Source organism: Streptococcus sp. 2021WUSS109 (genome assembly GCF_044427305.1).
Lineage (GTDB): Bacteria > Bacillota > Bacilli > Lactobacillales > Streptococcaceae > Streptococcus > Streptococcus suis.
Window position 1 is genome coordinate 1 of the sequence record NZ_JAOTGF010000025.1, and the last position, 20,538, is coordinate 20,538.

Below are 20,538 nucleotides of genomic sequence, written 5' to 3' on the forward strand. Positions count from 1 at the left end.
AATCTTTTTCAGGATGAAGCACAAACTGGTTTGCGGTGGAAACGATGTCGTTAATACTATCAAGTAAATGAGCTTTAATCTGATCTAGCATGACTTTTCCCCTTTTATTTTTAGTGTAACATAAAAAATAACCCACCACAAAATGTGATAGGTTAGTTAACTTAATGACATTGCCTCTTGACAGGGTCTTTACTTTTTTGTAAATTTTATTGACAATAGTGTGAATAATCTTATTCTGACTCAGTAACCTTACCAGACTCAATATGGAAGATTTTTAAACTATCAGGTAGCTTATGTAAATGGTCTAAAGATGTCGTTGTAATAAATGTTTGAATCGTATCTGTAATAGTTTCTAGTAGCTTGATTTGACGATTATTATCCAGCTCACTCATAACATCATCTAAGAGTAGAATTGGGTACTCTCGTGTAACTTCTTTCATCAGCTCGATTTCAGCCAGTTTGAGTGACAGAACGAGACTGCGGTGTTGTCCTTGGCTACCATAATGGGCATTCATTCCATTTATAAAGAAAGCTACATCATCTCGATGTGGTCCAACTCCTGTATTTTTCTTAAATAAATCACGTTTGCGACACCTTTCTAATTCCGTCAAGAATATGTCAATTAAATTGACAGAAGTAGTAAACTTAATTGAGGATTGATATTCGATAGTTAGTTCCTCTCTCTTATCTGAAATATCTTGAACTTTTCTATTTCCGAATTCCTCTAATTTCTTTAGAAAGTCAATACGATGTTGGATAACACGACTACCATATTCAGCAAGTTGCTGATCTAACACGGATAGAAAGTTCTCATCAATCTTATCTGTAGATTTGAGGTAAGTATTTCTTTGTTTTAAAACGTGGTTATAATTCGATAGGTCAGAGAGATAGAGTGGTTTGATTTGCCCGAGCTCGACATCGATGAACTTTCTTCTTAAAGCAGGCGCACCTTTTATCAGCTGTAAATCTTCTGGAGCAAATAGGACGACGTTCATATGTCCAATGTAATTAGAAAGTTTTGCTTGTTTGAGATGGTTGACCTTGGTCACTCGCCCCTTATCTGTCAAGTGAATGTCAAGTGGAACTTTACCGCTTGTGCGATGGAGTAAACCAGAAATAGATAATTCCTTTTCTTGAAACTGTAGTAGGTCCTTATCTGTTCGTGTTCGATGGCTTCGTGTTAAAGCTAAAGCATAGATAGATTCTAGAATATTGGTTTTTCCTTGGGCGTTTTCGCCTAAAAAGACATTGAGCCCTTTGTGGAACTCAATATCTAATTGGTTGTAATTGCGAAAATGTTGTAACTCTAATCGTTCTAGCCACATGTCTACATACCAGGGAAACGAACAGGTTTTCTTTCAGTCTTTTTAGTTGCTTTTTTAGGAGTCTTTACCTGTTTCTTATTCTTTTTATTTTCTTGATTTAACTTTTTAACGATTGCAGCCACACGTTCTTTTTCAGCTTGATCTTCTTGGTGTTGCTGTATTTCTTCTGCACTAGGTGCGACGATTGTGATGCTGGTATTGTGGTCTGGGAGTGTGATAACATCTCCGATACGGATTTTTTTTCCACGTCTTTTTTCATCTTCTCCATTGAAAAGAATGGTATTTTCTTCTAAAAATCCTTTAATGGCCCCTCCTGAATGGAGAATACCAGTCATTTTTAATAATGCTTGTAATGTGATGTAGTCATCAAATAATTTAAATTCCATAAGTCACCTCGTTACAGAATATTATATCACAAAATGGTATAATGGAAGGTACAATGTTTGAAAGAGGAAGAAGATGAAATTACAAGAGGGAGTAGATCTTCATTTTATTGATACAGATCAGTTTACGACAAATCGTATACGTATTCGCTTTGCAGCTGAAATGAGTGAGGCTACCGTTGCTGGTCGTGTGTTAGTTGCAAATATTTTTGAAATGGGTAACCAAGAATTTCATACTGCTCAGGCTGTTCGGAGAAGATTGGCAGAATTGTATGGTGCTCAGTTCTCGACCTCAGTTTCAAAACGTGGTAGGGTGCACTGTGTAGATGTGACAATTTCATATGTCAGTCCTCGTCACTTGCCAGAAAATGAGGATATTACAGTAGAGATTCTTGATTTTTTATACACGTGTATATTTAGACCACTGAAAAAGGGACGAGGATTTGATAGCCAGATTTTCGAGGTTGAAAAAACGAATTTAATCAATTTTCTTCAGTCAGAGATAGAAGATAATTTTTATCATGCAGATGTTGAAATGAGTAAGCTTTTTTATAAAGATCCCTCTCTTCAAATTCCACGCGTCGGTAGGCTTGATTTGGTTGAAAAAGAAACAGCAGAATCAACCTTTCAGATTTATCGGAATATGTTGCGTATGGATAAAATTGATATATTTGTCTTAGGGAAGGTTGACAGAGAACAAGTAAAAAGAAAACTTGAAGATTTTGGTTTTACTTATAGAAATCCAAAATTAGAGTTAGAATATCATCAGGAATACTCAAACATAACGCAAGAAAAAATCGAGCGTAAACAGGCAAGGCAGTCCATTTTGGAATTGGCATATCATTTACAGGTAGTTTACAATGATGTAAACTATCCAGCTTTGATGGTACTTAATGGTCTACTAGGTGCTTTCTCCCATTCGAAGTTATTTATGAATGTTCGTGAGAAAGAAAGTTTGGCCTATACAATTGGAAGTCAGGTCTCTATTTTTTCAGGAATGCTGAAGGTCTATGCTGGAATTAGCCGCGAAAATAGACTCAGGGTAATGAAGTTAATTAGTAAACAACTACTTGATTTAAAATGTGGTAAATTTACAGAAGAAGAATTAGAGTTGACAAAAAACATGTTGATTCATTCAGCAACCTTGGCTCAAGATAGGCAGAATAATTTGATAGAACAAGTATATAATCAAGTTACCTTAGGAAATAGAAATTTAAGTTGGCTAGATTGGATTGAGGCTATCAAATCTGTATCAATAGACGATGTCATTCGAGTAGGACAGATGATTAATTTACAGGCTGTTTACTTTATGGAGGGGACAGAAGAATGAAGTTAGTTGAGAAGAAGTATCCTTACATGAAAGAATCTGTCTTTTATGGGAAAGTTGACAATGGGTTGACAGTTATTTTGCTTCCTAAAGTAGATTTCCATGAGACATATGGAATTCTAACGACCAATTTTGGGGGTATTCATACTCGATTTACATTGGCTAATGGTAATAGTGTTGTTTATCCTGCAGGGATTGCACACTTTTTAGAACATAAGCTGTTTGAAACTGAGAATGAAGAGGATATTATGAATGAGTTTGCTAAATTGGGAGCAAGCGCAAATGCTTATACCAGTTTTAGACAGACTAGTTACTTATTTTCAACGACTCAGAAAGTATTGGAGTCTCTATCACTTTTACAATCTTTTGTTCGAGAACCGTATTTTACAGAAGACAATGTAGAAAGAGAACAGGGGATTATTGAACAAGAAATTGAGATGTATCAAGATGATGCAGATTATCGCTTGTTTACGGGAATTTTATCATCGCTTTATCCAGAAAGTCCTTTGGCCTATGATATAGCAGGGACAGTTGAATCAATTGCTGCAATTACTGCGGATGATTTACATGAGAATTTTGATGTGTTTTATCATCCAAGTAACATGAATTTATTCGTTATTGGTAATTTTGATTTAGAGGCAGTTTGGAAACAAATTTCAAGTTATCAAGTAGCTCAGATGGATGATCCAGCTCAGTCATTTGAATTGGCAGGTGTCCAAAAGTTGCCGATACAGGAACATCTCTCAGAACAATTTGAAGTATCTACCCCAAAATTGGCTGTTGGTTTGCGGGGAAATGACGAGGTTGATAAGGAGACTATTCAGAAATATCGGCTCAGTTTACAATTTTTATTTGCCATGTTGTTTGGTTGGACTTCAAAACGATACCAACAGTTATACGAGCAGGGAAAAATTGATTCTTCTTTCCAGTTCCAATTAGAGGTTACACCTGAATACCACTATTTGATTATCTCGGGAGATACTCAAGAACCCATTACGCTTTCTAGTATACTGATGAAAGCACTTAGGAAATTTGAGGATGATGCAGATGTGACAGAGGATCATTTACAATTGTTGAAAAACGAGATGTATGGAGATTTTATTCGTAGCTTAAATTCTCTTGAGTTTACAGCTAGTCACTTTGTTTCTCAGTATTCAGAATATGAAAATGTTTTTGATATACCTCAAATGATACAAAGTCTTCAGTTAGATGACATCAGAGAGGCAGGGCGTCGCTTTATTGATCACTGTGATATGACAGATTTCACGATTTTTCCAAAATAAGTGGGCGCAACCCGTCGAAATTTCTTTGGAATTTTGTTAGAATAGTATACTGTACATGATGAGCGATAGAGAGAGGATATTATGAGACAAAAGAGTATAGGGGAAGTACTTAGAACAGCTAGAGAAGGACGGGGTTGGACATTTGTTGACTTGCAACGGATAACAAAAATCCAAGCTAAATATTTGCAGGCACTTGAGTACAATGATTTTGATTTTATTGCAAACTCAGATGATGTTCAGTCTATTTTAAAAGCATATGCTGAGGCTTTGGAATTAGATGCAGATGTTCTACTGGATGCTTACGAGACAAATAGTTTAGTGAAATATTATGAAGATGGAGAAGAAGAACTACGCTCTTCAGAATTGAAAAGAAGCTATAAGGTTCGTAAACGTAAAAAGAACTCTTATCTTCCGTTGATTTACTTATTACTTGCGACGGGTTTGATTATTATTTTTGTGACTTATATTGTTCATAGCAGGCTCCAAAATAGAGCATCTATTACGCCTACTACAACGTCATATAGTATAGTTGAGCAATCTGTATCTGAAGCAAGTAGTGGCACAGAGACGAGTTCTACTGAGCAGGCGCAGTCAAATTCAACGAGTTCAAGTAGTTCCGCTACAGAAAATGTGACTGTTTCAGGATCAGGTTCTAACATTGTTGCGACCCTTAAAACAGTGACTTATCCAGTAGAAGTAACTGTAACAGCAAAAAATATAACGAGTTGGATCAGCCTTTCTGACACCTTGTTAGAGGGGGGCGTTACACTAACACCTGATAATCCAACAGTAACTACTACTGTTGAAGAAGGAGTGACTTCTACTACACTTATTCTTGGTGTTGTCAAAGGAGTAGAGGTAAGTGTAGGTGGCAAAAAGTTAGATATATCAGCTCTGACAGCCGATACAGGGTCGGTCACTTTAAATTTTGAATAAGGGCAATAAAGGTATTAGAATGAAAAAAGAAAATATTCCCAATGCATTGACGATAGGTAGGATTTTGGTAATCCCAATTTTTATCTTGTTACTGACCGTTTGGGATTCAACAATTAGTCATGTGTTGGCAGCACTTATTTTTGCATTAGCTAGTATTACGGATTATCTAGACGGCTACTTGGCTCGTAAATGGCAGGTTGTAACAAACTTTGGAAAATTTGCGGATCCGATGGCAGATAAGATTTTGGTGATGACAGCATTTATCATGCTTGTAGAGCTTGGCTTTGCTCCAGCTTGGGTAGTTGCAATTATTATTTGTCGTGAATTGGCAGTGACAGGTCTTCGTCTACTCTTGGTGGAAAATGGAGGAACAGTTCTAGCTGCGGCTATGCCAGGAAAAATCAAAACATTCTCACAGATGTTTGCAGTTATTTTCCTGCTCTTACACTGGAACGTCGTGGGGCAAATAACACTCTATATTGCACTTTTCTTCACCCTATATTCAGGCTATGATTATTTCAGGGGTGCCTCTTACTTATTCAAAGATACTTTTAAATGATGACAAATATTATCGAAGTAAAAAATCTTAAATATAAATACAACCAAGAGGATGAACGCTATACCCTAAATGATGTCTCGTTTCACGTGAAACAGGGAGAATGGTTGTCTATTATTGGACATAATGGTTCGGGTAAATCAACAACAGTTCGTTTGATTGATGGTTTGTTGGAAGCTGAATCAGGTGATATTTATATTGACGGTGATGCCTTAATCATTGATAATGTATGGAATAAGCGACGCTTGATTGGTATGGTTTTTCAAAATCCAGATAACCAATTTGTAGGCGCTACAGTTGAAGATGATGTTGCATTTGGTTTAGAGAATCAGGGAATCCCTTTGGAGGAGATGCGTAGTCGAGTTGACGAAGCTTTGGAATTGGTTGGAATGACTGATTTCAAAACACGTGAGCCTGCTCGTTTATCTGGTGGTCAGAAGCAGAGGGTGGCGATTGCTGGAGTGGTGGCCTTGCGCCCTAAAATTATTATTTTGGATGAGGCTACGTCTATGTTGGATCCAGAAGGTCGTCTCGACTTGATTAAGATTGTCCGTGAAATTAAGGAGCGTCATGGTATGACGGTTATCTCTATAACACATGATTTGGATGAGGTTGCATTGAGTGACCGAGTTATCGTGATGAAAAATGGACAGGTTGAATCAATTAGCACTCCAAATGAACTATTTATGCGAGAAGATTTGGTAGATTTAGACTTGGATAGACCGTTTACGATAGAACTGGCTTCATCTTTGCGCCAGACTGGACTTGATTTACCGCTCCGCTATTTTACAGAGGAAGAATTAGAGGAAACTTTATGGGAATTGATCTCCAAGAAGTAAGCTATACCTATCAAGTTGGCACTCCTTTTGAGGGGCGTGCGCTTTTTGGTGTGGATTTGGAGATTGTTGATGGCTCTTACACGGCCCTTATTGGGCATACGGGTTCGGGTAAATCAACGATTTTACAACTCTTGAATGGATTAAATGTACCAACAGAAGGAAGAGTAGTCATTGATGATGTTGTGATTACAGCGACGTCTGAAAATAAGGATATTAAGCAAGTAAGGAAGAAAGTGGGGCTGGTGTTCCAATTTCCTGAAAGTCAAGTGTTTGATGAAACGGTCTTAAAAGACGTTGCTTTTGGTCCACAAAATTTCGGAGTTTCTCAGGAAGAGGCTGAAACGATTGCGCGTGAAAAGTTGGCCTTGGTTGGAATTGATGAGAGCTTGTTTGAGCGTAGTCCTTTTGAACTATCTGGTGGTCAAATGCGTCGGGTAGCTATTGCTGGGATTCTGGCAATGGAACCAAGTATCTTAGTTTTGGATGAACCAACGGCTGGATTGGATCCTGCGGGTCGTCAGGAATTGATGGATATTTTCAAAAAGCTTCATGAATCAGGCATGACAATCGTTTTGGTAACTCATTTGATGGACGATGTGGCTAACTATGCTGATTTTGTTTACATTATGGAAAAGGGAAAGCTGGTCCGTTCTGGTAAACCAGTCGATATTTTTCAAGAGGTAGATTTTTTAGAGAGTATTCAGTTGGGAGTGCCTAAGATTACTAAGTTTGCAGCTAATTTGGAGAGAAGAGGTTTTGTATTTGAACGTCTTCCTATTACAATTGAAGAATTTACGGGGATGGTGACACATGGATAAATTAATTTTAGGTCGCTATATTCCTGGAGATTCAATTATTCATCGCTTGGATCCAAGAAGCAAGCTTTTAGCAATGTTTGGATTTCTATTGATGATTTTTTGGGCCAATAATTTGGTCACCAATGCCTTGTTGATAGCATTTGTTTTAGGAATGGTTGTTTTATCTCGTATTCGCTTATCATTTTTTATTAATGGTTTGAAACCGATGATAGGAATTATTCTATTTACAACTTTCTTCCAGGTTTTCTTTACACCTGGAGCGACCATTCTATGGGAGTTTTGGATTTTTAAATTATCTGTAGAAGGGTTGCAACAGGCGGCGATTATTTTTGTTCGCTTTGTTTTGATTATTTTCTTCTCAACCCTATTGACCTTGACGACGACACCCCTTAGCTTGGCTGATGGTATTGAGTCGGGGCTTGCACCTTTGAAGAAATTTAAAGTTCCTGTGCATGAAATTGGTTTGATGTTGTCCATGAGCTTGCGTTTTGTACCGACCTTGATGGATGATACCACTCGGATTATGAATGCTCAGAGAGCTCGTGGAGTGGACTTTAATGAGGGAAATCTTATTCAGAAGGTAAAGTCAGTTATTCCTATTTTGATTCCGTTATTCGCATCAAGTTTTAAGAGGGCAGATGCTCTTGCAACGGCGATGGAGGCGCGTGGGTATCAAGGCGGAGATGGGAGAACCAAGTACCGGATTTTGGAATGGAAGTTAGCAGATACGTTAGCAATTTTAGTTATGTTAGCTTTAGCCGGACTCTTATTTATATTGAAAAAATAAGTAAAAAACGCTAGAAATAGCGTTTTTATTGTCTAATCTCAATTTTTCTGTAATATTTGTAACAATTTCACAAAGTCTAAGTAATAGTTAGAGGGTATGATAGACACATGACAGAAAGGAATGTGACTATTATGAACATTACATTAAAGAAAAACTTAAAAACAACTATTGCTGGTTTGGTAGCGGGAATCTCCCTTTTAACTGCGGGTGTAGTCAGTGCAGAAACCTATACTGTAAAGTCTGGTGATACCCTGTCTGAAATTGCTGAAACATACAATACTACTGTTGAAAAATTAGCAGAGCAGAATAAGATTACCAACTTAGATTTTATCCATGTCGGTCAAGTTATCGAATTGGGAGATGTGACAGTGAAGGCAGTAGAGAGTTCAGTTGAACAAACTCAATCAACATCAACTTCTACTGCAACAATAACAACTAGCACCTATTCTTCAAATTTGAGTGCTGAAGATGCAGCAGCAAAAGAATGGATTGCAATGAAGGAATCAAGCGGTAGCTATGATGCCCGTAACGGTATCTACATTGGTCGTTACCAGTTGACAAATACTTACTTGAATGGTGATTACTCACCAGAAAACCAAGAGCGTGTAGCAGATGCTTATGTTGCTAGTCGCTATGGTTCATGGTCTGCAGCCAAGGCTTTCTGGTTGGCAAATGGTTGGTACTAAGATAAATTAGAAGAGGTCTAGCACGATGCTAGACTTTTTCTGTCTCACGAATGTATTTCACAACTGCTTTTTCGTTCAGTCCAACGGAACTGAATAGTAGCCTCTAGCCCAAAACTTTTGATTTCCACGCTGTATGGACATAGGTGATGGAAAATATCAATTAAGTCCCGTCTAATTTTTTAGTAAATGGATTTTCTGCGGTACTTAGGAGTGACATACATTTGGTATGTGATAAACTGTAACGGTTTTAACCATGCTAAACTAGTCCACTGGACTAGTTTACTCCTCCTTTATTTAACTTGACAAATTAGATTATAACAGGAAAAAAATAGAAGCTCAAAGCCTTGCTAGCCACCAGCATAGGTAGTAGTTTTCTTGTTTTTCTCTATGAGAAAACTAGCCCGAAGCCATAATAAGAAAAAGGACCGTTACGGTCCTTTTTGGTTTACATTATTGTCAATCTTCTCCAAAAATTTCTTGAGCAAGGCGACGACCCGTCGGTGTAGCTGCAAGGCCTCCTTCGGCAGTTTCACGGAAGGCGGTTGGTAGGGCAGATCCCACTTGGTACATAGCGTTGATGACTTCATCAACAGGGATTTTTGATTCAATTCCTGCCAGTGCCATATCGGCAGCTACCATGGCGTAGCTTGCTCCCATTGCATTACGTTTGACACAAGGGACTTCTACCAGACCAGCGACGGGATCGCAAATCAGACCCAGCATATTTTTTATGACAAAGCAGATGGCTTGGCTGGCTTGGTAGGGAGTTCCACCTGCTGCCAGTGTCAGGGCTGCGGCAGACATAGCAGAGGCAGATCCGACTTCTGCCTGACAGCCTCCTTCTGCACCTGAGATGGAGGCGTTGTTGGCGATAACTAGTCCAAAGGCTCCAGCTGTAAATAGGAAGTCAAGTTGCTGTTCTTCTGTCAAATTGAGCTTTTCAATAGCAACTCCTAGCACAGCTGGTAGACAACCAGCAGAGCCAGCAGTTGGGGTTGCACAGACCAAGCCCATTTTGGCGTTCAACTCATTGACAGCCATGGCATTTCTTGCGGCGGATAGGACGGCGGAATCTGACAGGGTTTTACCAGATTTCATATAGGCATCTAACTTGGCAGCATCGCCTCCTGTCAATCCAGAAACGGACTTGCTTTCTGTCAAGCCGTCAACAATCGACGCTTTCATGACTGTCAAGTTTCTTGACATGATTGTCAAGATTTCTTCTCGGCTACGACCGGTCAGTTCAATTTCAGTCGCGATCATGAGTTCAGCTACATTACCAGAAAAGTTGTCTGCTTGCTGAACTAATTCTTCGATAGTATAAAACATGTCTTTCTCTTTCTAGTTGAAGAAGGTTACATTGTGCAGGTGTGGAATTTTTTCAATTTCTGCAATAGAATTTTCACATTGGCGAGCATCCACTTCGATAATCATAATGGCTTTCTCGCCAGCTTTTTCACGTGTCACGTTCATTTGAGCGATATTGATGTCATACTTAGAAAGAACATCGGTCACTTTCGCAATCATACCTGGAACATCCTGGTGAACGATGATAATGGTTGGTGTGTTCATGTTCAGGTTGACTGAGAAGCCGTTGAGTTCGGTCACTTGGATATTGCCTCCACCAATGGAAACGCCCGTTGCTGAGATAGACTTCTTATCATTTTTAATGATGATTCGGGTGGTATTGGGATGGGGGGTATTGCTGTCCTTGTTGACACGCCAGTAAACCTTAATACCTCGTTCTCTTGCAATATCAAGAGAGTCAGGAATGCGGGGATCATCCGTATCCATGCCCAGAATACCTGCTACCAAGGCTACATCCGTACCGTGACCACGATAGGTCTTGGCAAAGGAATTGTAGAGTTGAAATTCCACCTCTGTCGGCTCATCGCCGAAGATGGAAGACACAATTTTCCCAATTCGGACCGCACCAGCTGTGTGACTAGAAGATGGACCAATCATAACAGGTCCAATAATATCAAAGACCGACTGAAATTTTAAGTTTGTCATAGTAATCCTCACGTTTTTCTTGGTACTATTATATCAAATTTTCCAGTTAGAGAATATGCCTAGATGAATGTGTTTTCTTATGTTAAAATTCTATCGCTTACCCTTTTTGTATGGTATAATACAAGTTGTTCAAAATCGTCAATCGTTTTTGGATAATCAAATTTTGGAATACGACCTTCAAATCGTTATTTCTACGAAAAGATGGGAGAAGATTATGTCAATTGACAATTCTAAAACCCGTGTTGTTGTCGGTATGAGTGGCGGTGTGGATTCATCGGTTACGGCTCTCTTGCTCAAAGAGCAGGGCTACGATGTGATCGGCATCTTCATGAAAAACTGGGACGACACGGATGAAAATGGCTTCTGTACAGCAACAGAAGATTACAAGGATGTGGCTGCTGTTGCAGACCAAATCGGCATTCCTTATTACTCTGTCAACTTTGAAAAAGAGTATTGGGATCGCGTATTTGAGTACTTCCTAGCAGAGTATCGGTCAGGACGCACACCCAATCCAGATGTCATGTGTAACAAGGAAATCAAGTTCAAGGCTTTCTTGGATTACGCTATGAACTTGGGTGCGGACTATGTGGCGACAGGTCACTACGCTCAGGTGTCACGCGACGAGGACGGTACTGTCCATATGCTACGTGGGGCAGACAATGGCAAGGATCAGACCTATTTCCTTAGCCAACTCTCACAGGAACAACTGCAGAAAACCATGTTTCCGCTTGGCCATTTACAAAAGCCTCAGGTAAGGGAAATAGCAGAGCGAGCAGGCTTGGCGACCGCTAAAAAGAAAGACTCGACAGGCATCTGCTTTATCGGTGAAAAGAACTTCAAAGAATTTTTAGGGCAGTATTTGCCAGCCCAGCCCGGCCGGATGATGACGGTTGACGGTCGTGACATGGGAGAACATACAGGCCTTATGTACTATACCATTGGTCAGCGGGGCGGGCTTGGTATCGGAGGACAAATCGGTGGGGACAATGAGCCTTGGTTTGTTGTCGGAAAAGACCTATCAAAAAATATCCTCTATGTCGGTCAGGGCTTCTATCATGAGTCCTTGATGTCAACTTCTTTACAGGCTAGTCAAGTGCACTTTACACGTGATATGCCTGAAGAATTCACGCTGGAATGCACAGCTAAATTCCGCTACCGTCAACCAGATAGTCAAGTAACTGTCAAGGTAAAAGGTGACAAGGCAGAAGTTATCTTTGCAGAGCCACAACGAGCAATCACACCAGGACAAGCCGTTGTTTTCTACGACGGACAAGAATGTCTGGGCGGTGGCATGATCGACATGGCCTACAAGGATGGGGTGGCTTGTCAGTATATTTAATCAAAAATAAAAGCTTAGCACCCTCATGCTAAGCTTTTTATCTTATCCCCAGAAAGCATCTTCGGCTTTTTGGTCGGCTGAGAAGAGCCAAACTTCCTTGATTTTGCCATCTTCCATACGGAAAAGATCGATGCCATTCATGTTTAGTTCTTCACCATCTGTTCGAGTACCGAGGAATGTTACGTTAGCGGCAACAAGAGTATCATTATCGGATACCCAGTTTGTCACTACTTTGAAAGTTCCATTTGTTTTTTCGGCGAAAGTTGCTAGATGTGCTCCGAGTACTTCCTTACCAATTTTAGCACCAGATGTTGAATGATTTCCGGGTTGATGCCAGATAATGTCATTAGCCATTGTTTCAAAAAGAGCTGCAAAATCACCAGCGATGAGAGCATTGTTATAGGCATTAAAAATTTCCAAGTTTGTTGACATTTGATGTCCTCCAATTTTTTTGATATAGTACAATTATAGCTGAAGCATTCCATTATGCAAGTAGGTACTTTTGCATTCGTTGGTATCAAAAGTGATACTATTGTGATAAATAAAGGAGAATTTTTTTGAAAAAAGTTAGTGAATATGGTATTTGCCCTTTTGCAACAACACAAAAAGTCTTGACTGGTAAGTGGGGATTGGTGATTATCTACCAACTCAGTACAGGAACGAAACGCTTCAATGAATTACAGCGACTGATTCCAGGTATTACTCAAACCATGTTAACAAGACACCTTAGACAATTGGAGGAGGATCACATTATTAGTCGCACGGTCTATGCAGAAGTCCCCCCTCGTGTAGAGTATAGCTTGACTGAGATGGGCGAAAAATTTCGTTCGGTACTGGATGCTGTTGAGGCTTGGGGCTTAGAATATATTGAAACGTTAGCGTAACACTAGATTTGAAATTCTACAAATCTTTTGATAGAATAAGAGTAACAATTATCATGATGGTCAAAGCTCATGGGAATTGTAGGCTTTTTTGTCCTGCAATTTTCGAGAGTTTTGGCTATTTTTTGCGATTGGGGAGAGAAGATGGATTTCAGAACGAGACACGACAATCAAATCTTCGGTGTTCGTGCGACGGGATTGTTAGTAAAAGATGAGAAACTATTTCTTGTAAGGGCACCGGAGGGGAACTATTACACCTTGGGTGGTGCTATTAAGCTTGGCGAAACAACCAAAGAGGCTGTGCAACGGGAAATGCAAGAAGAACTTGGAATTGATGTGGAGGTTGGACCGCTAGCTTTTATTGTTGAAAATCAGTTTAACTTGCAGGAGAAATCTTACCATCAGATCGAATTTCTTTATCTTGTTACCCCACTGTCTGAGCCAATTGCCTATCTGGAAGAAGGTGATTCTATCCGCCAGTGTGAGTGGATTGCTTTTACAGACTTGAAAAATCTTGACCTCAATCCTGCTTTTCTCAAGACGGAGCTAGCTGGCTGGAAGGGACAGTTGCAGCATTTTATTAATTGGGAAAGCTAGCCTATCTAAATGAAATTTTAGAAAAGAGAAGGAAGAATGGATTTTAGGACCAGAATTGACAATCAGATCTTCGGTGTTCGGGCGACGGCACTGATTATAAAAGACGGAAAAATATTTCTCACCAAGGACTCTAAGGGGCGTTATTATACCATTGGCGGTGCGATTGCAGTCAACGAAACTGCACAAGATGCGGTTGTTCGAGAAGTCAAAGAAGAATTAGGGGTTGACAGCCGTGTCAACCAACTGGCTTTTGTTGTCGAAAATAAGTTTACACAGGAAGGCATAGACTTTCACAATATCGAGTTTCATTTTATTGTGGAGCCTATTGGAGAAATCCCTGAGAAGATGATTGAAGGCCAATTAAAACAAACATGTGAATGGATTGAACTTGACAAACTTGTCAACCTAGATATCGTGCCAGCCTTTCTGGCTCAAGAATTGCCAAACTGGAATGGGCAAGCCAAACACATCATGAATATGAAGGAGAAAACAACATGACACACACATTTGCAGAAAACTACGATGTCATCGTGATCGGAGCGGGGCATGCGGGTGTAGAAGCAGGATTGGCAGCCAGCCGCATGGGCTGTAAGACCTTGCTTGCAACTATTAACTTGGATATGGTGGCCTTTATGCCTTGTAATCCCTCCATTGGTGGCTCTGCCAAGGGGATTGTGGTAAGAGAAATTGATGCCTTGGGTGGCGAAATGGGTCGCAACATTGACAAGACCTATATCCAGATGAAGATGCTCAATATGGGCAAGGGACCGGCTGTTCGTGCCTTGCGGGCTCAGGCAGATAAGGCAGAGTACGCAGCAGAGATGAAGCGGACGGTGGAGCGTCAGGAAAATCTGACCCTGCGTCAAACCATGATTGATGAGATTTTAGTGGAAGACGGCAAGGTTATCGGTGTCCGCACGGCTACCAACCAGAAATTTTCAGCCAAGGCAGTTGTGGTGACGACGGGTACAGCCTTGCGTGGTGAGATTATCATCGGTGACCTCAAGTATTCGTCAGGTCCTAACAATAGCCTAGCTTCTATCACGCTGGCGGATAATCTGAAAGAATTGGGACTTGAAATTGGTCGTTTCAAGACAGGGACACCACCGCGTGTCAATGCTCGTACCATTAACTACGAAGAAACCGAGATTCAACCAGGTGATGAAAAGCCAAATCACTTTTCATTCTTGTCCAAGGATGAGGACTATTTGCAGGATCAAATCCCTTGCTGGTTGACCTATACCAACGCCACCAGCCACGAGATTATCAACAGCAATCTTCACAGGGCACCCATGTTTTCAGGAATTGTTAAGGGGATTGGTCCCCGTTATTGTCCGTCAATCGAGGACAAGATTGTCCGTTTTGCGGATAAGGAACGCCACCAGCTTTTCTTAGAGCCAGAAGGTCGCAATACAGACGAAATCTATGTTCAAGGGCTGTCAACCAGTCTGCCAGAAGATGTGCAGCAGGACTTAATCCACTCCATTAAAGGTTTGGAAAATGCCCAGATGATGCGGACGGGCTATGCCATTGAGTACGATATGGTTATGCCTCATCAGTTGCGGGCGACGCTTGAAACCAAGAAGATTTCAGGGCTTTTCACAGCAGGTCAGACCAACGGAACATCAGGCTATGAAGAAGCAGCTGGTCAGGGAATCGTTGCTGGTATCAATGCAGCCCTCAAGGTGCAGGGCAAGCCTGAGCTGATTTTGAAACGAAGCGACGGCTATATCGGCGTTATGATTGATGACCTGGTAACTAAGGGAACGGTGGAGCCTTACCGCCTCTTGACCAGTCGGGCAGAATACCGCTTGATTCTGCGTCATGACAATGCTGATATGCGACTGACGGAGATTGGTCGTCAGGTTGGCTTGGTAGATGATAAACGCTGGCAGGTCTTCCAGATTCACAAAAACCAATTTGACAATGAAATGAAGCGTTTGGAGTCTATCAAACTCAAGCCAATCAAGGAAACCAACGAAAAAGTTGTAGCTATGGGCTTCAATCCCTTGACAGACGCTTTGACTGCTAAGGAATTCATGCGTCGTCCAGATGTGACTTACGCAGATGCGGTAGCCTTTATCGGTCCTGCGGCAGAGGATTTGGACGCCAAGACCATTGAATTGATTGAAACAGAGGTCAAGTACGAGGGCTACATTGCCAAGGCCTTGGATCAGGTGGAGAAGATGAAACGTATGGAAGAAAAACGCATTCCAGCCGACATTGACTGGGATGATATTGACTCCATTGCGACCGAGGCTCGCCAGAAATTCAAGCTGATTTCACCAGAAACCATTGGCCAGGCTAGTCGGATTTCCGGTGTCAATCCAGCGGATATATCCATTCTCATGGTCTACTTGGAAGGACGCAGTCGTTCCATTTCTAAAAACAAATCAAAGGACAGTCACTAAGGCTGTTCTTTTCGCTGTATGTCAGCTATATGTCAACTACTTTAAAATCATGTGAAAAGTAGCTTTTTTACTGAATTTATGGTAGAATGGCAGGCAGAGGTTAGTGATGAAAAGATTTCGATTTTCGACAATTCACTTTGTCATGATAGGTGTCATTTTATTTGGGTTGGTGGCTCTTGTCCACCGATTTTTTCCAATTGGTGCCAGTACAGTTTTTGCGCTACTCATCAGCCTACTGGTGTTGATTGCGCTGTTTATTTATCAAAAACATTCTTATGAATTTAGTGAGCTAGAACAGATTGAATATCTCAATAATCAGGCCAATTCTGGTTTGATGATGCTCTTGGATAAAATGCCAGTGGGAGTTATCAAAGTTCGACCAGATAGTAATCAGGTAGAATGGTTTAATCCCTTTGCTGAGCTGATTTTTGCTCAAGAAAATGGTGAGTTTGATCAAAAAAAACTACGTGAAATTATTGACGTTGGTCTGGATGAGGAGCGAATTTATGCAAACTTTTCAGGCAAGAGATACGCTGTTAACGTTGATTTTGATCAAGGGTTATTTTACTTTTTTGATGCGTCGACAGAGTATTCAGCGACAAATAGTTTGATCGGAAGCCGTCCTGTTATAGGGATTATTTCAGTTGATAACTATGATGAGCTTGAGGATGCTATAACTGATTCTCAAATTAGCCAAGTCAATTCCTTCTTGGCTCAATTTGTTTCGGAATTTTGCCATGATTACGGTATCTACTACCGACGCGGCACAATGGATCGATTCTATTTCTTTACAGATTATGCTGTGTTGGAAAAATTGATAGAGAATAAGTTTTCAGTTATTGATAAGTTCCGCGAGGAGGCTAAAAAGTTAGATTTAGGTTTGACTTTGAGTATGGGATTGGCGTATGGTAATGAAAATCATCACCAAATCGGACAGGTTGCGCTCCAAAATCTCAATATGGCTGAGGTTCGTGGTGGAGACCAGGTTGTGGTCAAGGAAAATGATGAGAGTAAACAGCCACTTTTCTTTGGCGGTGGCTCGGCTTCTTCCGTTAAACGAACACGTACGCGGACTCGTGCTATGATGACTGCTGTATCAGATAAACTCAAATCGGTTGATGCTGTTTTTGTGGTGGGACATCGTAATTTAGATATGGACGCGCTTGGATCCGCGGTCGGCATGCAGTACTTTGCTCAAAATATTATGAACAATGCCTATACGGTGTATAATCCAGATGAAATGGCACCAGATATTGCACGTGCCATCAAGAAGTTGAGTGATGAAAATTGTTCTAATTTGCTAACGGTTGAGGAAGCCATGAAGATGGTCACTTTCCAGTCATTGTTAATCATGGTAGATCATTCAAAGATTGGCTTGACTTTGGATAAGGATTTCTATGACCAATTTACCCAGGTTGTGGTGGTTGATCATCATCGTCGCGATACAGATTTTCCAAATAATGCAGTTTTGACTTATATAGAGAGTGGTGCTAGTTCTGCGAGTGAGTTAGTAACGGAATTAATTCAGTTCCAGAATGACAAACACCATAAGCTTAATCGCATTCAATCTAGTTTATTGATGGCTGGGATTATGCTTGATACAAAAAATTTCACATCTCGTGTGACCAGTCGTACTTTTGATGTGGCTAGTTACTTGCGGACTCGTGGTAGCGATAGCTTGGAAATTCAGCAGATTGCTGCGACAGATTTTGAGGAATATCGTCAAATCAATGAACTGATTTTAAGTGGGCAGAGAATTGAGTCCAATGTTGTTATTGCGTGTGCAGATGATACTAAAGAATACGATAATATTATTCCGAGCAAGGCTGCCAATACAATATTGGACATGGCAGGAATTGAGGCGGTATTCGTTGTAACAAGAAATACCAAAGGGTATGTATCTATTTCTGCAAGGAGTCATAGTAAAATCAATGTTCAACGCATCATGGAAGAAATGGGTGGAGGTGGCCACTTTAACCTAGCTGCCGCTCAGGTATATGACCAGACAATCGCAGAAGTATGTGAAAAGTTGACGGATAAAATCCGCGAAGAAATAAATGGAAATTAGGAGAACAGATATGAAAGTAATCTTTTTAGCAGATGTTAAAGGTCAAGGTAAAAAGGGTGAGATTAAGGAAGTTCCAACAGGTTATGCCCAAAATTTCTTGATCAAGAAAAATTTGGCTAAGGAAGCAACAAACCAAGCGATCAGCGCCCTTCGTGGTCAGGAAAAATCTAAGGAAAAGGCTCATGCAGAGATGATTGCAGAAGCAGAGGCTATCAAGGCTAAGCTGGCTGAGGAAGCTACTTTAGTGAAATTTGTCGAAAAAGTTGGTCCAGATGGTCGTACCTTTGGTTCTATTACCAGCAAGAAAATTGCTGAAGAATTGGACAAGCAATTTGGCATCAAGATTGATAAACGCCATATTCAGCTGGATCACCCAATTCGTGCGATTGGTCTCATTGATGTACCAGTTAAAATCTATCAAGATGTAACAGGCATCATTAATTTGAGTATTAAGGAAGCTTAATTATTTATCTAGCCAGTGAGGAGGTGAGATCTTGGCAGAGTTGGATGAATTGCGGGTGCAACCGCAGGATATTCTAGCTGAACAATCGGTATTAGGAGCTATTTTCCTTGATGAAGGCAAGCTGGTCTTCGTTCGTGAATACATCGAAGCTGAAGATTTTTTCAAACATGCTCATAAGCTAATTTTTAAAGCTATGATTGCTCTTTCTGATAGAAATGAGGCAATTGATGCGACTACCATGCGTAACTATTTAGTGAACCATGGTGATTTGGAAAATATTGGTGGCTTGGCCTATTTGGCTGAAATCATTAGTTCCGTGCCGACGGCAGCCAATGCGGAATTCTATGCCAAGATTGTTGCTGAAAAGTCTAATCTCCGTAAACTGATTGCCCGTTTAACGGATGCAGTTAATCAGGCTTATGAGGGTGCGGATGGTTCAGATGACATTATTGCCAATGCTGAAAAAGCTTTGATTGATGTCGGTGAGGGAGCCAGTCGAAGTGGTTTCAAGCGGATTGATGATGTCTTGAATATCAACTTTGACAACCTTGAAACTCGTGCTAAGCAGACGTCGGATATTACAGGGATTGCAACTGGTTATCCTGCTCTTGATGCCATGACAACGGGTCTGCATGAGGAAGAGTTGATTATTCTTGCGGCTCGTCCTGCGGTTGGTAAGACGGCATTTGCTCTCAATATTGCACAAAATATCGGTACAAAACTGGGTTTGACAGTTGCTATCTTCTCTTTGGAGATGGGTGCAGAAAGCTTGGTTGACCGTATGCTCGCTTCTGAGGGAGTTATCAATTCGAGGGCTATTCGTACGGGGCATTTGACACAGGAAGAATGGAATAAGTACATGGTGGCTCAAGCTAACCTGGCGCGTGCGAGTATTTATATCGACGATACGCCTGGTATCAAGATTACAGAGATTCGTTCGCGTTCACGTAAGTTGGCTCAGGAAACGGGCAATCTGGGCTTGATCTTGATTGACTATCTTCAATTGATTACGGGAACAGGTCGTGAAAACCGACAACAAGAGGTTTCTGAGATTTCCCGTCAGCTGAAGATTTTGGCCAAGGAATTGAAAGTTCCTGTTATCGCCCTCAGTCAGTTGTCGCGTGGAGTTGAGCAACGTCAGGATAAGAGACCCGTTCTGTCAGATATTCGTGAATCGGGATCTATCGAGCAGGATGCCGATATCGTTGCCTTCTTATATCGTGATGATTACTATGAGCGCGGTGAGCAGGAAGATGGCGGCATTCCTAACAATACGGTTGAAGTCATCATCGAGAAAAACCGTTCCGGTGCGCGTGGTACCGTGGAACTCATGTTCCAAAAAGAATACAATAAATTTGCAAGTATTTCCAAGAGAGAGGATGGATAGAGAATGAGTGATGCATTTACAGATGTTGCTAAAATGAAGCAAATCAAACAAGATATTAAAGACCATGAGGGACAAATTGTTGAATTGACCCTTGAAAATGGTCGTAAGCGTGAGAAGAATAAGCAGGGGCGTATTGTGGAGGTTTATCAGTCTCTCTTTATCGTTGAATTTGAAGATCCAAACAATACCTTTGTGGAATCTTATACTTACTCAGACATTTTGACAGAAAAGATTTTGATTCATTATTTGGATTAATCGCTATATGAGGCTTTACAGAGCCTTTTTTTTGTGCTATACTAGTCTTTGTGCGAAATAACAGCAGGGCAAAATGAAGCTCGTCAACAGAAGGTCAGCAAGAAAAGTAATCGTTGCTGTTTCGATGAAGGCCTCCTGCACGAATCAGGTTTGCTTAAAACGTTATTTCCTATAAACAAGTCTT

22 protein-coding genes are annotated in these 20,538 nt (G+C 40.7%); 17 read left to right on the forward strand and 5 right to left on the reverse strand.

Annotated features, from left to right (window positions below; all coding sequences use genetic code 11):
* Window positions 1-230: 230 nt before the first annotated feature.
* Window positions 231-1,325, reverse strand: coding sequence for a DNA replication/repair protein RecF (recF, locus tag ODU37_RS09115; protein ID WP_044683087.1), 1,095 nt, complete (start codon window positions 1,323-1,325; stop codon window positions 231-233).
* Between the two features lie 2 nt (window positions 1,326-1,327).
* Window positions 1,328-1,711 (reverse strand): S4 domain-containing protein YaaA, encoded by a 384-nt coding sequence (yaaA, locus tag ODU37_RS09120; protein WP_044759102.1) that lies wholly within the window; start codon window positions 1,709-1,711, stop codon window positions 1,328-1,330.
* A 73-nt stretch (window positions 1,712-1,784) separates the two neighbouring features.
* Between yaaA and yfmF the strand changes: the two genes are divergently transcribed.
* From yfmF to ODU37_RS09160, 8 genes are all read left to right on the forward strand, one after another.
* Window positions 1,785-3,038, forward strand: coding sequence for an EF-P 5-aminopentanol modification-associated protein YfmF (yfmF, locus tag ODU37_RS09125; RefSeq protein WP_044759101.1), 1,254 nt, complete (start codon window positions 1,785-1,787; stop codon window positions 3,036-3,038).
* The gene (gene yfmH / locus ODU37_RS09130; protein ID WP_044693147.1) at window positions 3,035-4,318 is read left to right on the forward strand and encodes an EF-P 5-aminopentanol modification-associated protein YfmH; all 1,284 of its coding nucleotides are present in this window, start codon (window positions 3,035-3,037) and stop codon (window positions 4,316-4,318) included. The genes yfmF and yfmH overlap by 4 nt, the downstream gene beginning before the upstream one ends.
* 81 nt (window positions 4,319-4,399) lie before the next feature.
* Window positions 4,400-5,254 carry a cytoskeleton protein RodZ gene (gene rodZ / locus ODU37_RS09135; protein ID WP_249562526.1) on the forward strand — a complete coding sequence of 285 codons (855 nt, stop codon included), beginning with the start codon at window positions 4,400-4,402 and terminating at the stop codon, window positions 5,252-5,254.
* Between the two features lie 19 nt (window positions 5,255-5,273).
* Complete coding sequence (gene pgsA / locus ODU37_RS09140) at window positions 5,274-5,813, forward strand: CDP-diacylglycerol--glycerol-3-phosphate 3-phosphatidyltransferase (protein WP_014638849.1); 540 nt, start codon at window positions 5,274-5,276, stop codon at window positions 5,811-5,813.
* Complete coding sequence (locus ODU37_RS09145; protein ID WP_249562525.1) at window positions 5,813-6,649, forward strand: energy-coupling factor ABC transporter ATP-binding protein; 837 nt, start codon at window positions 5,813-5,815, stop codon at window positions 6,647-6,649. Before pgsA ends, ODU37_RS09145 begins: the two co-directional genes overlap by 1 nt.
* Complete coding sequence (locus tag ODU37_RS09150; RefSeq protein WP_024411895.1) at window positions 6,625-7,467, forward strand: energy-coupling factor transporter ATPase; 843 nt, start codon at window positions 6,625-6,627, stop codon at window positions 7,465-7,467. The genes ODU37_RS09145 and ODU37_RS09150 overlap by 25 nt, the downstream gene beginning before the upstream one ends.
* On the forward strand, window positions 7,460-8,254 hold the full coding sequence (locus tag ODU37_RS09155; RefSeq protein WP_002938197.1) for an energy-coupling factor transporter transmembrane protein EcfT: 795 nt from the start codon (window positions 7,460-7,462) through the stop codon (window positions 8,252-8,254). Before ODU37_RS09150 ends, ODU37_RS09155 begins: the two co-directional genes overlap by 8 nt.
* A 131-nt stretch (window positions 8,255-8,385) precedes the next feature.
* A complete protein-coding gene (locus ODU37_RS09160; RefSeq protein ID WP_024416996.1) occupies window positions 8,386-8,940 on the forward strand; it encodes a LysM domain-containing protein in 555 nt (184 codons plus the stop codon).
* A 456-nt stretch (window positions 8,941-9,396) separates the two neighbouring features.
* On the opposite strand, the gene sdaAA is transcribed toward ODU37_RS09160, so the two are convergent.
* Both sdaAA and sdaAB read right to left on the reverse strand, forming a co-directional pair.
* A complete protein-coding gene (gene sdaAA, locus ODU37_RS09165; protein ID WP_024381283.1) occupies window positions 9,397-10,269 on the reverse strand; it encodes an L-serine ammonia-lyase, iron-sulfur-dependent, subunit alpha in 873 nt (290 codons plus the stop codon).
* 12 nt (window positions 10,270-10,281) lie between these two features.
* Entirely contained in the window at window positions 10,282-10,953 is a 672-nt protein-coding gene (sdaAB, locus tag ODU37_RS09170) for an L-serine ammonia-lyase, iron-sulfur-dependent subunit beta (RefSeq protein WP_002938202.1), read from the reverse strand.
* A gap of 214 nt (window positions 10,954-11,167) precedes the next feature.
* Between sdaAB and mnmA the strand changes: the two genes are divergently transcribed.
* Complete coding sequence (mnmA, locus tag ODU37_RS09175) at window positions 11,168-12,292, forward strand: tRNA 2-thiouridine(34) synthase MnmA (RefSeq protein WP_024400067.1); 1,125 nt, start codon at window positions 11,168-11,170, stop codon at window positions 12,290-12,292.
* A gap of 42 nt (window positions 12,293-12,334) precedes the next feature.
* Here the strand turns inward: mnmA and ODU37_RS09180 are convergent, their stop codons facing one another.
* Window positions 12,335-12,724 (reverse strand): nuclear transport factor 2 family protein, encoded by a 390-nt coding sequence (locus ODU37_RS09180; protein ID WP_024389859.1) that lies wholly within the window; start codon window positions 12,722-12,724, stop codon window positions 12,335-12,337.
* Between the two features lie 125 nt (window positions 12,725-12,849).
* Here ODU37_RS09180 and ODU37_RS09185 point away from each other — a divergent pair, with 125 nt between their 5' ends.
* The 8 genes from ODU37_RS09185 to ODU37_RS09220 all read left to right on the forward strand — a co-directional run bounded on the left by ODU37_RS09185 (window position 12,850) and on the right by ODU37_RS09220 (window position 20,354).
* On the forward strand, window positions 12,850-13,176 hold the full coding sequence (locus tag ODU37_RS09185) for a helix-turn-helix domain-containing protein (protein WP_024389858.1): 327 nt from the start codon (window positions 12,850-12,852) through the stop codon (window positions 13,174-13,176).
* A gap of 141 nt (window positions 13,177-13,317) precedes the next feature.
* Window positions 13,318-13,770: an NUDIX hydrolase gene (locus ODU37_RS09190; protein WP_044758769.1), complete on the forward strand. Its 453-nt coding sequence runs from the start codon at window positions 13,318-13,320 to the stop codon at window positions 13,768-13,770.
* Between the two features lie 36 nt (window positions 13,771-13,806).
* Window positions 13,807-14,268, forward strand: a complete 462-nt coding sequence (locus ODU37_RS09195) for an NUDIX hydrolase (protein WP_249562524.1) — start codon at window positions 13,807-13,809, stop codon at window positions 14,266-14,268.
* Window positions 14,265-16,181: a tRNA uridine-5-carboxymethylaminomethyl(34) synthesis enzyme MnmG gene (mnmG, locus tag ODU37_RS09200; protein ID WP_105243052.1), complete on the forward strand. Its 1,917-nt coding sequence runs from the start codon at window positions 14,265-14,267 to the stop codon at window positions 16,179-16,181. The genes ODU37_RS09195 and mnmG overlap by 4 nt, the downstream gene beginning before the upstream one ends.
* Window positions 16,182-16,287: 106 nt before the next feature.
* Complete coding sequence (locus tag ODU37_RS09205) at window positions 16,288-18,249, forward strand: DHH family phosphoesterase (protein ID WP_249562523.1); 1,962 nt, start codon at window positions 16,288-16,290, stop codon at window positions 18,247-18,249.
* A gap of 10 nt (window positions 18,250-18,259) precedes the next feature.
* A complete protein-coding gene (gene rplI / locus ODU37_RS09210; RefSeq protein ID WP_012775408.1) occupies window positions 18,260-18,712 on the forward strand; it encodes a 50S ribosomal protein L9 in 453 nt (150 codons plus the stop codon).
* Window positions 18,713-18,743: 31 nt separating this feature from the next.
* Entirely contained in the window at window positions 18,744-20,099 is a 1,356-nt protein-coding gene (gene dnaB, locus ODU37_RS09215) for a replicative DNA helicase (protein ID WP_249562522.1), read from the forward strand.
* Window positions 20,100-20,102: 3 nt separating this feature from the next.
* The gene (locus tag ODU37_RS09220; protein ID WP_002938218.1) at window positions 20,103-20,354 is read left to right on the forward strand and encodes a Veg family protein; all 252 of its coding nucleotides are present in this window, start codon (window positions 20,103-20,105) and stop codon (window positions 20,352-20,354) included.
* Window positions 20,355-20,538 lie beyond the last annotated feature (184 nt).

Bases quoted from the DNA above. Each gene is read 5' to 3' on its own strand.
- recF (WP_044683087.1), bottom strand. From the start codon at position 1,325: ATGTGGCTAGAACGATTAGAGTTACAACATTTTCGCAATTACAACCAA.
- yaaA (WP_044759102.1), bottom strand. From the start codon at position 1,711: ATGGAATTTAAATTATTTGATGACTACATCACATTACAAGCATTATTA.
- yfmF (WP_044759101.1), top strand. From the start codon at position 1,785: ATGAAATTACAAGAGGGAGTAGATCTTCATTTTATTGATACAGATCAG.
- yfmH (WP_044693147.1), top strand. From the start codon at position 3,035: ATGAAGTTAGTTGAGAAGAAGTATCCTTACATGAAAGAATCTGTCTTT.
- rodZ (WP_249562526.1), top strand. From the start codon at position 4,400: ATGAGACAAAAGAGTATAGGGGAAGTACTTAGAACAGCTAGAGAAGGA.
- pgsA (WP_014638849.1), top strand. From the start codon at position 5,274: ATGAAAAAAGAAAATATTCCCAATGCATTGACGATAGGTAGGATTTTG.
- ODU37_RS09145 (WP_249562525.1), top strand. From the start codon at position 5,813: ATGACAAATATTATCGAAGTAAAAAATCTTAAATATAAATACAACCAA.
- ODU37_RS09150 (WP_024411895.1), top strand. From the start codon at position 6,625: ATGGGAATTGATCTCCAAGAAGTAAGCTATACCTATCAAGTTGGCACT.
- ODU37_RS09155 (WP_002938197.1), top strand. From the start codon at position 7,460: ATGGATAAATTAATTTTAGGTCGCTATATTCCTGGAGATTCAATTATT.
- ODU37_RS09160 (WP_024416996.1), top strand. From the start codon at position 8,386: ATGAACATTACATTAAAGAAAAACTTAAAAACAACTATTGCTGGTTTG.
- sdaAA (WP_024381283.1), bottom strand. From the start codon at position 10,269: ATGTTTTATACTATCGAAGAATTAGTTCAGCAAGCAGACAACTTTTCT.
- sdaAB (WP_002938202.1), bottom strand. From the start codon at position 10,953: ATGACAAACTTAAAATTTCAGTCGGTCTTTGATATTATTGGACCTGTT.
- mnmA (WP_024400067.1), top strand. From the start codon at position 11,168: ATGTCAATTGACAATTCTAAAACCCGTGTTGTTGTCGGTATGAGTGGC.
- ODU37_RS09180 (WP_024389859.1), bottom strand. From the start codon at position 12,724: ATGTCAACAAACTTGGAAATTTTTAATGCCTATAACAATGCTCTCATC.
- ODU37_RS09190 (WP_044758769.1), top strand. From the start codon at position 13,318: ATGGATTTCAGAACGAGACACGACAATCAAATCTTCGGTGTTCGTGCG.
- ODU37_RS09195 (WP_249562524.1), top strand. From the start codon at position 13,807: ATGGATTTTAGGACCAGAATTGACAATCAGATCTTCGGTGTTCGGGCG.
- mnmG (WP_105243052.1), top strand. From the start codon at position 14,265: ATGACACACACATTTGCAGAAAACTACGATGTCATCGTGATCGGAGCG.
- ODU37_RS09205 (WP_249562523.1), top strand. From the start codon at position 16,288: ATGAAAAGATTTCGATTTTCGACAATTCACTTTGTCATGATAGGTGTC.
- rplI (WP_012775408.1), top strand. From the start codon at position 18,260: ATGAAAGTAATCTTTTTAGCAGATGTTAAAGGTCAAGGTAAAAAGGGT.
- ODU37_RS09220 (WP_002938218.1), top strand. From the start codon at position 20,103: ATGAGTGATGCATTTACAGATGTTGCTAAAATGAAGCAAATCAAACAA.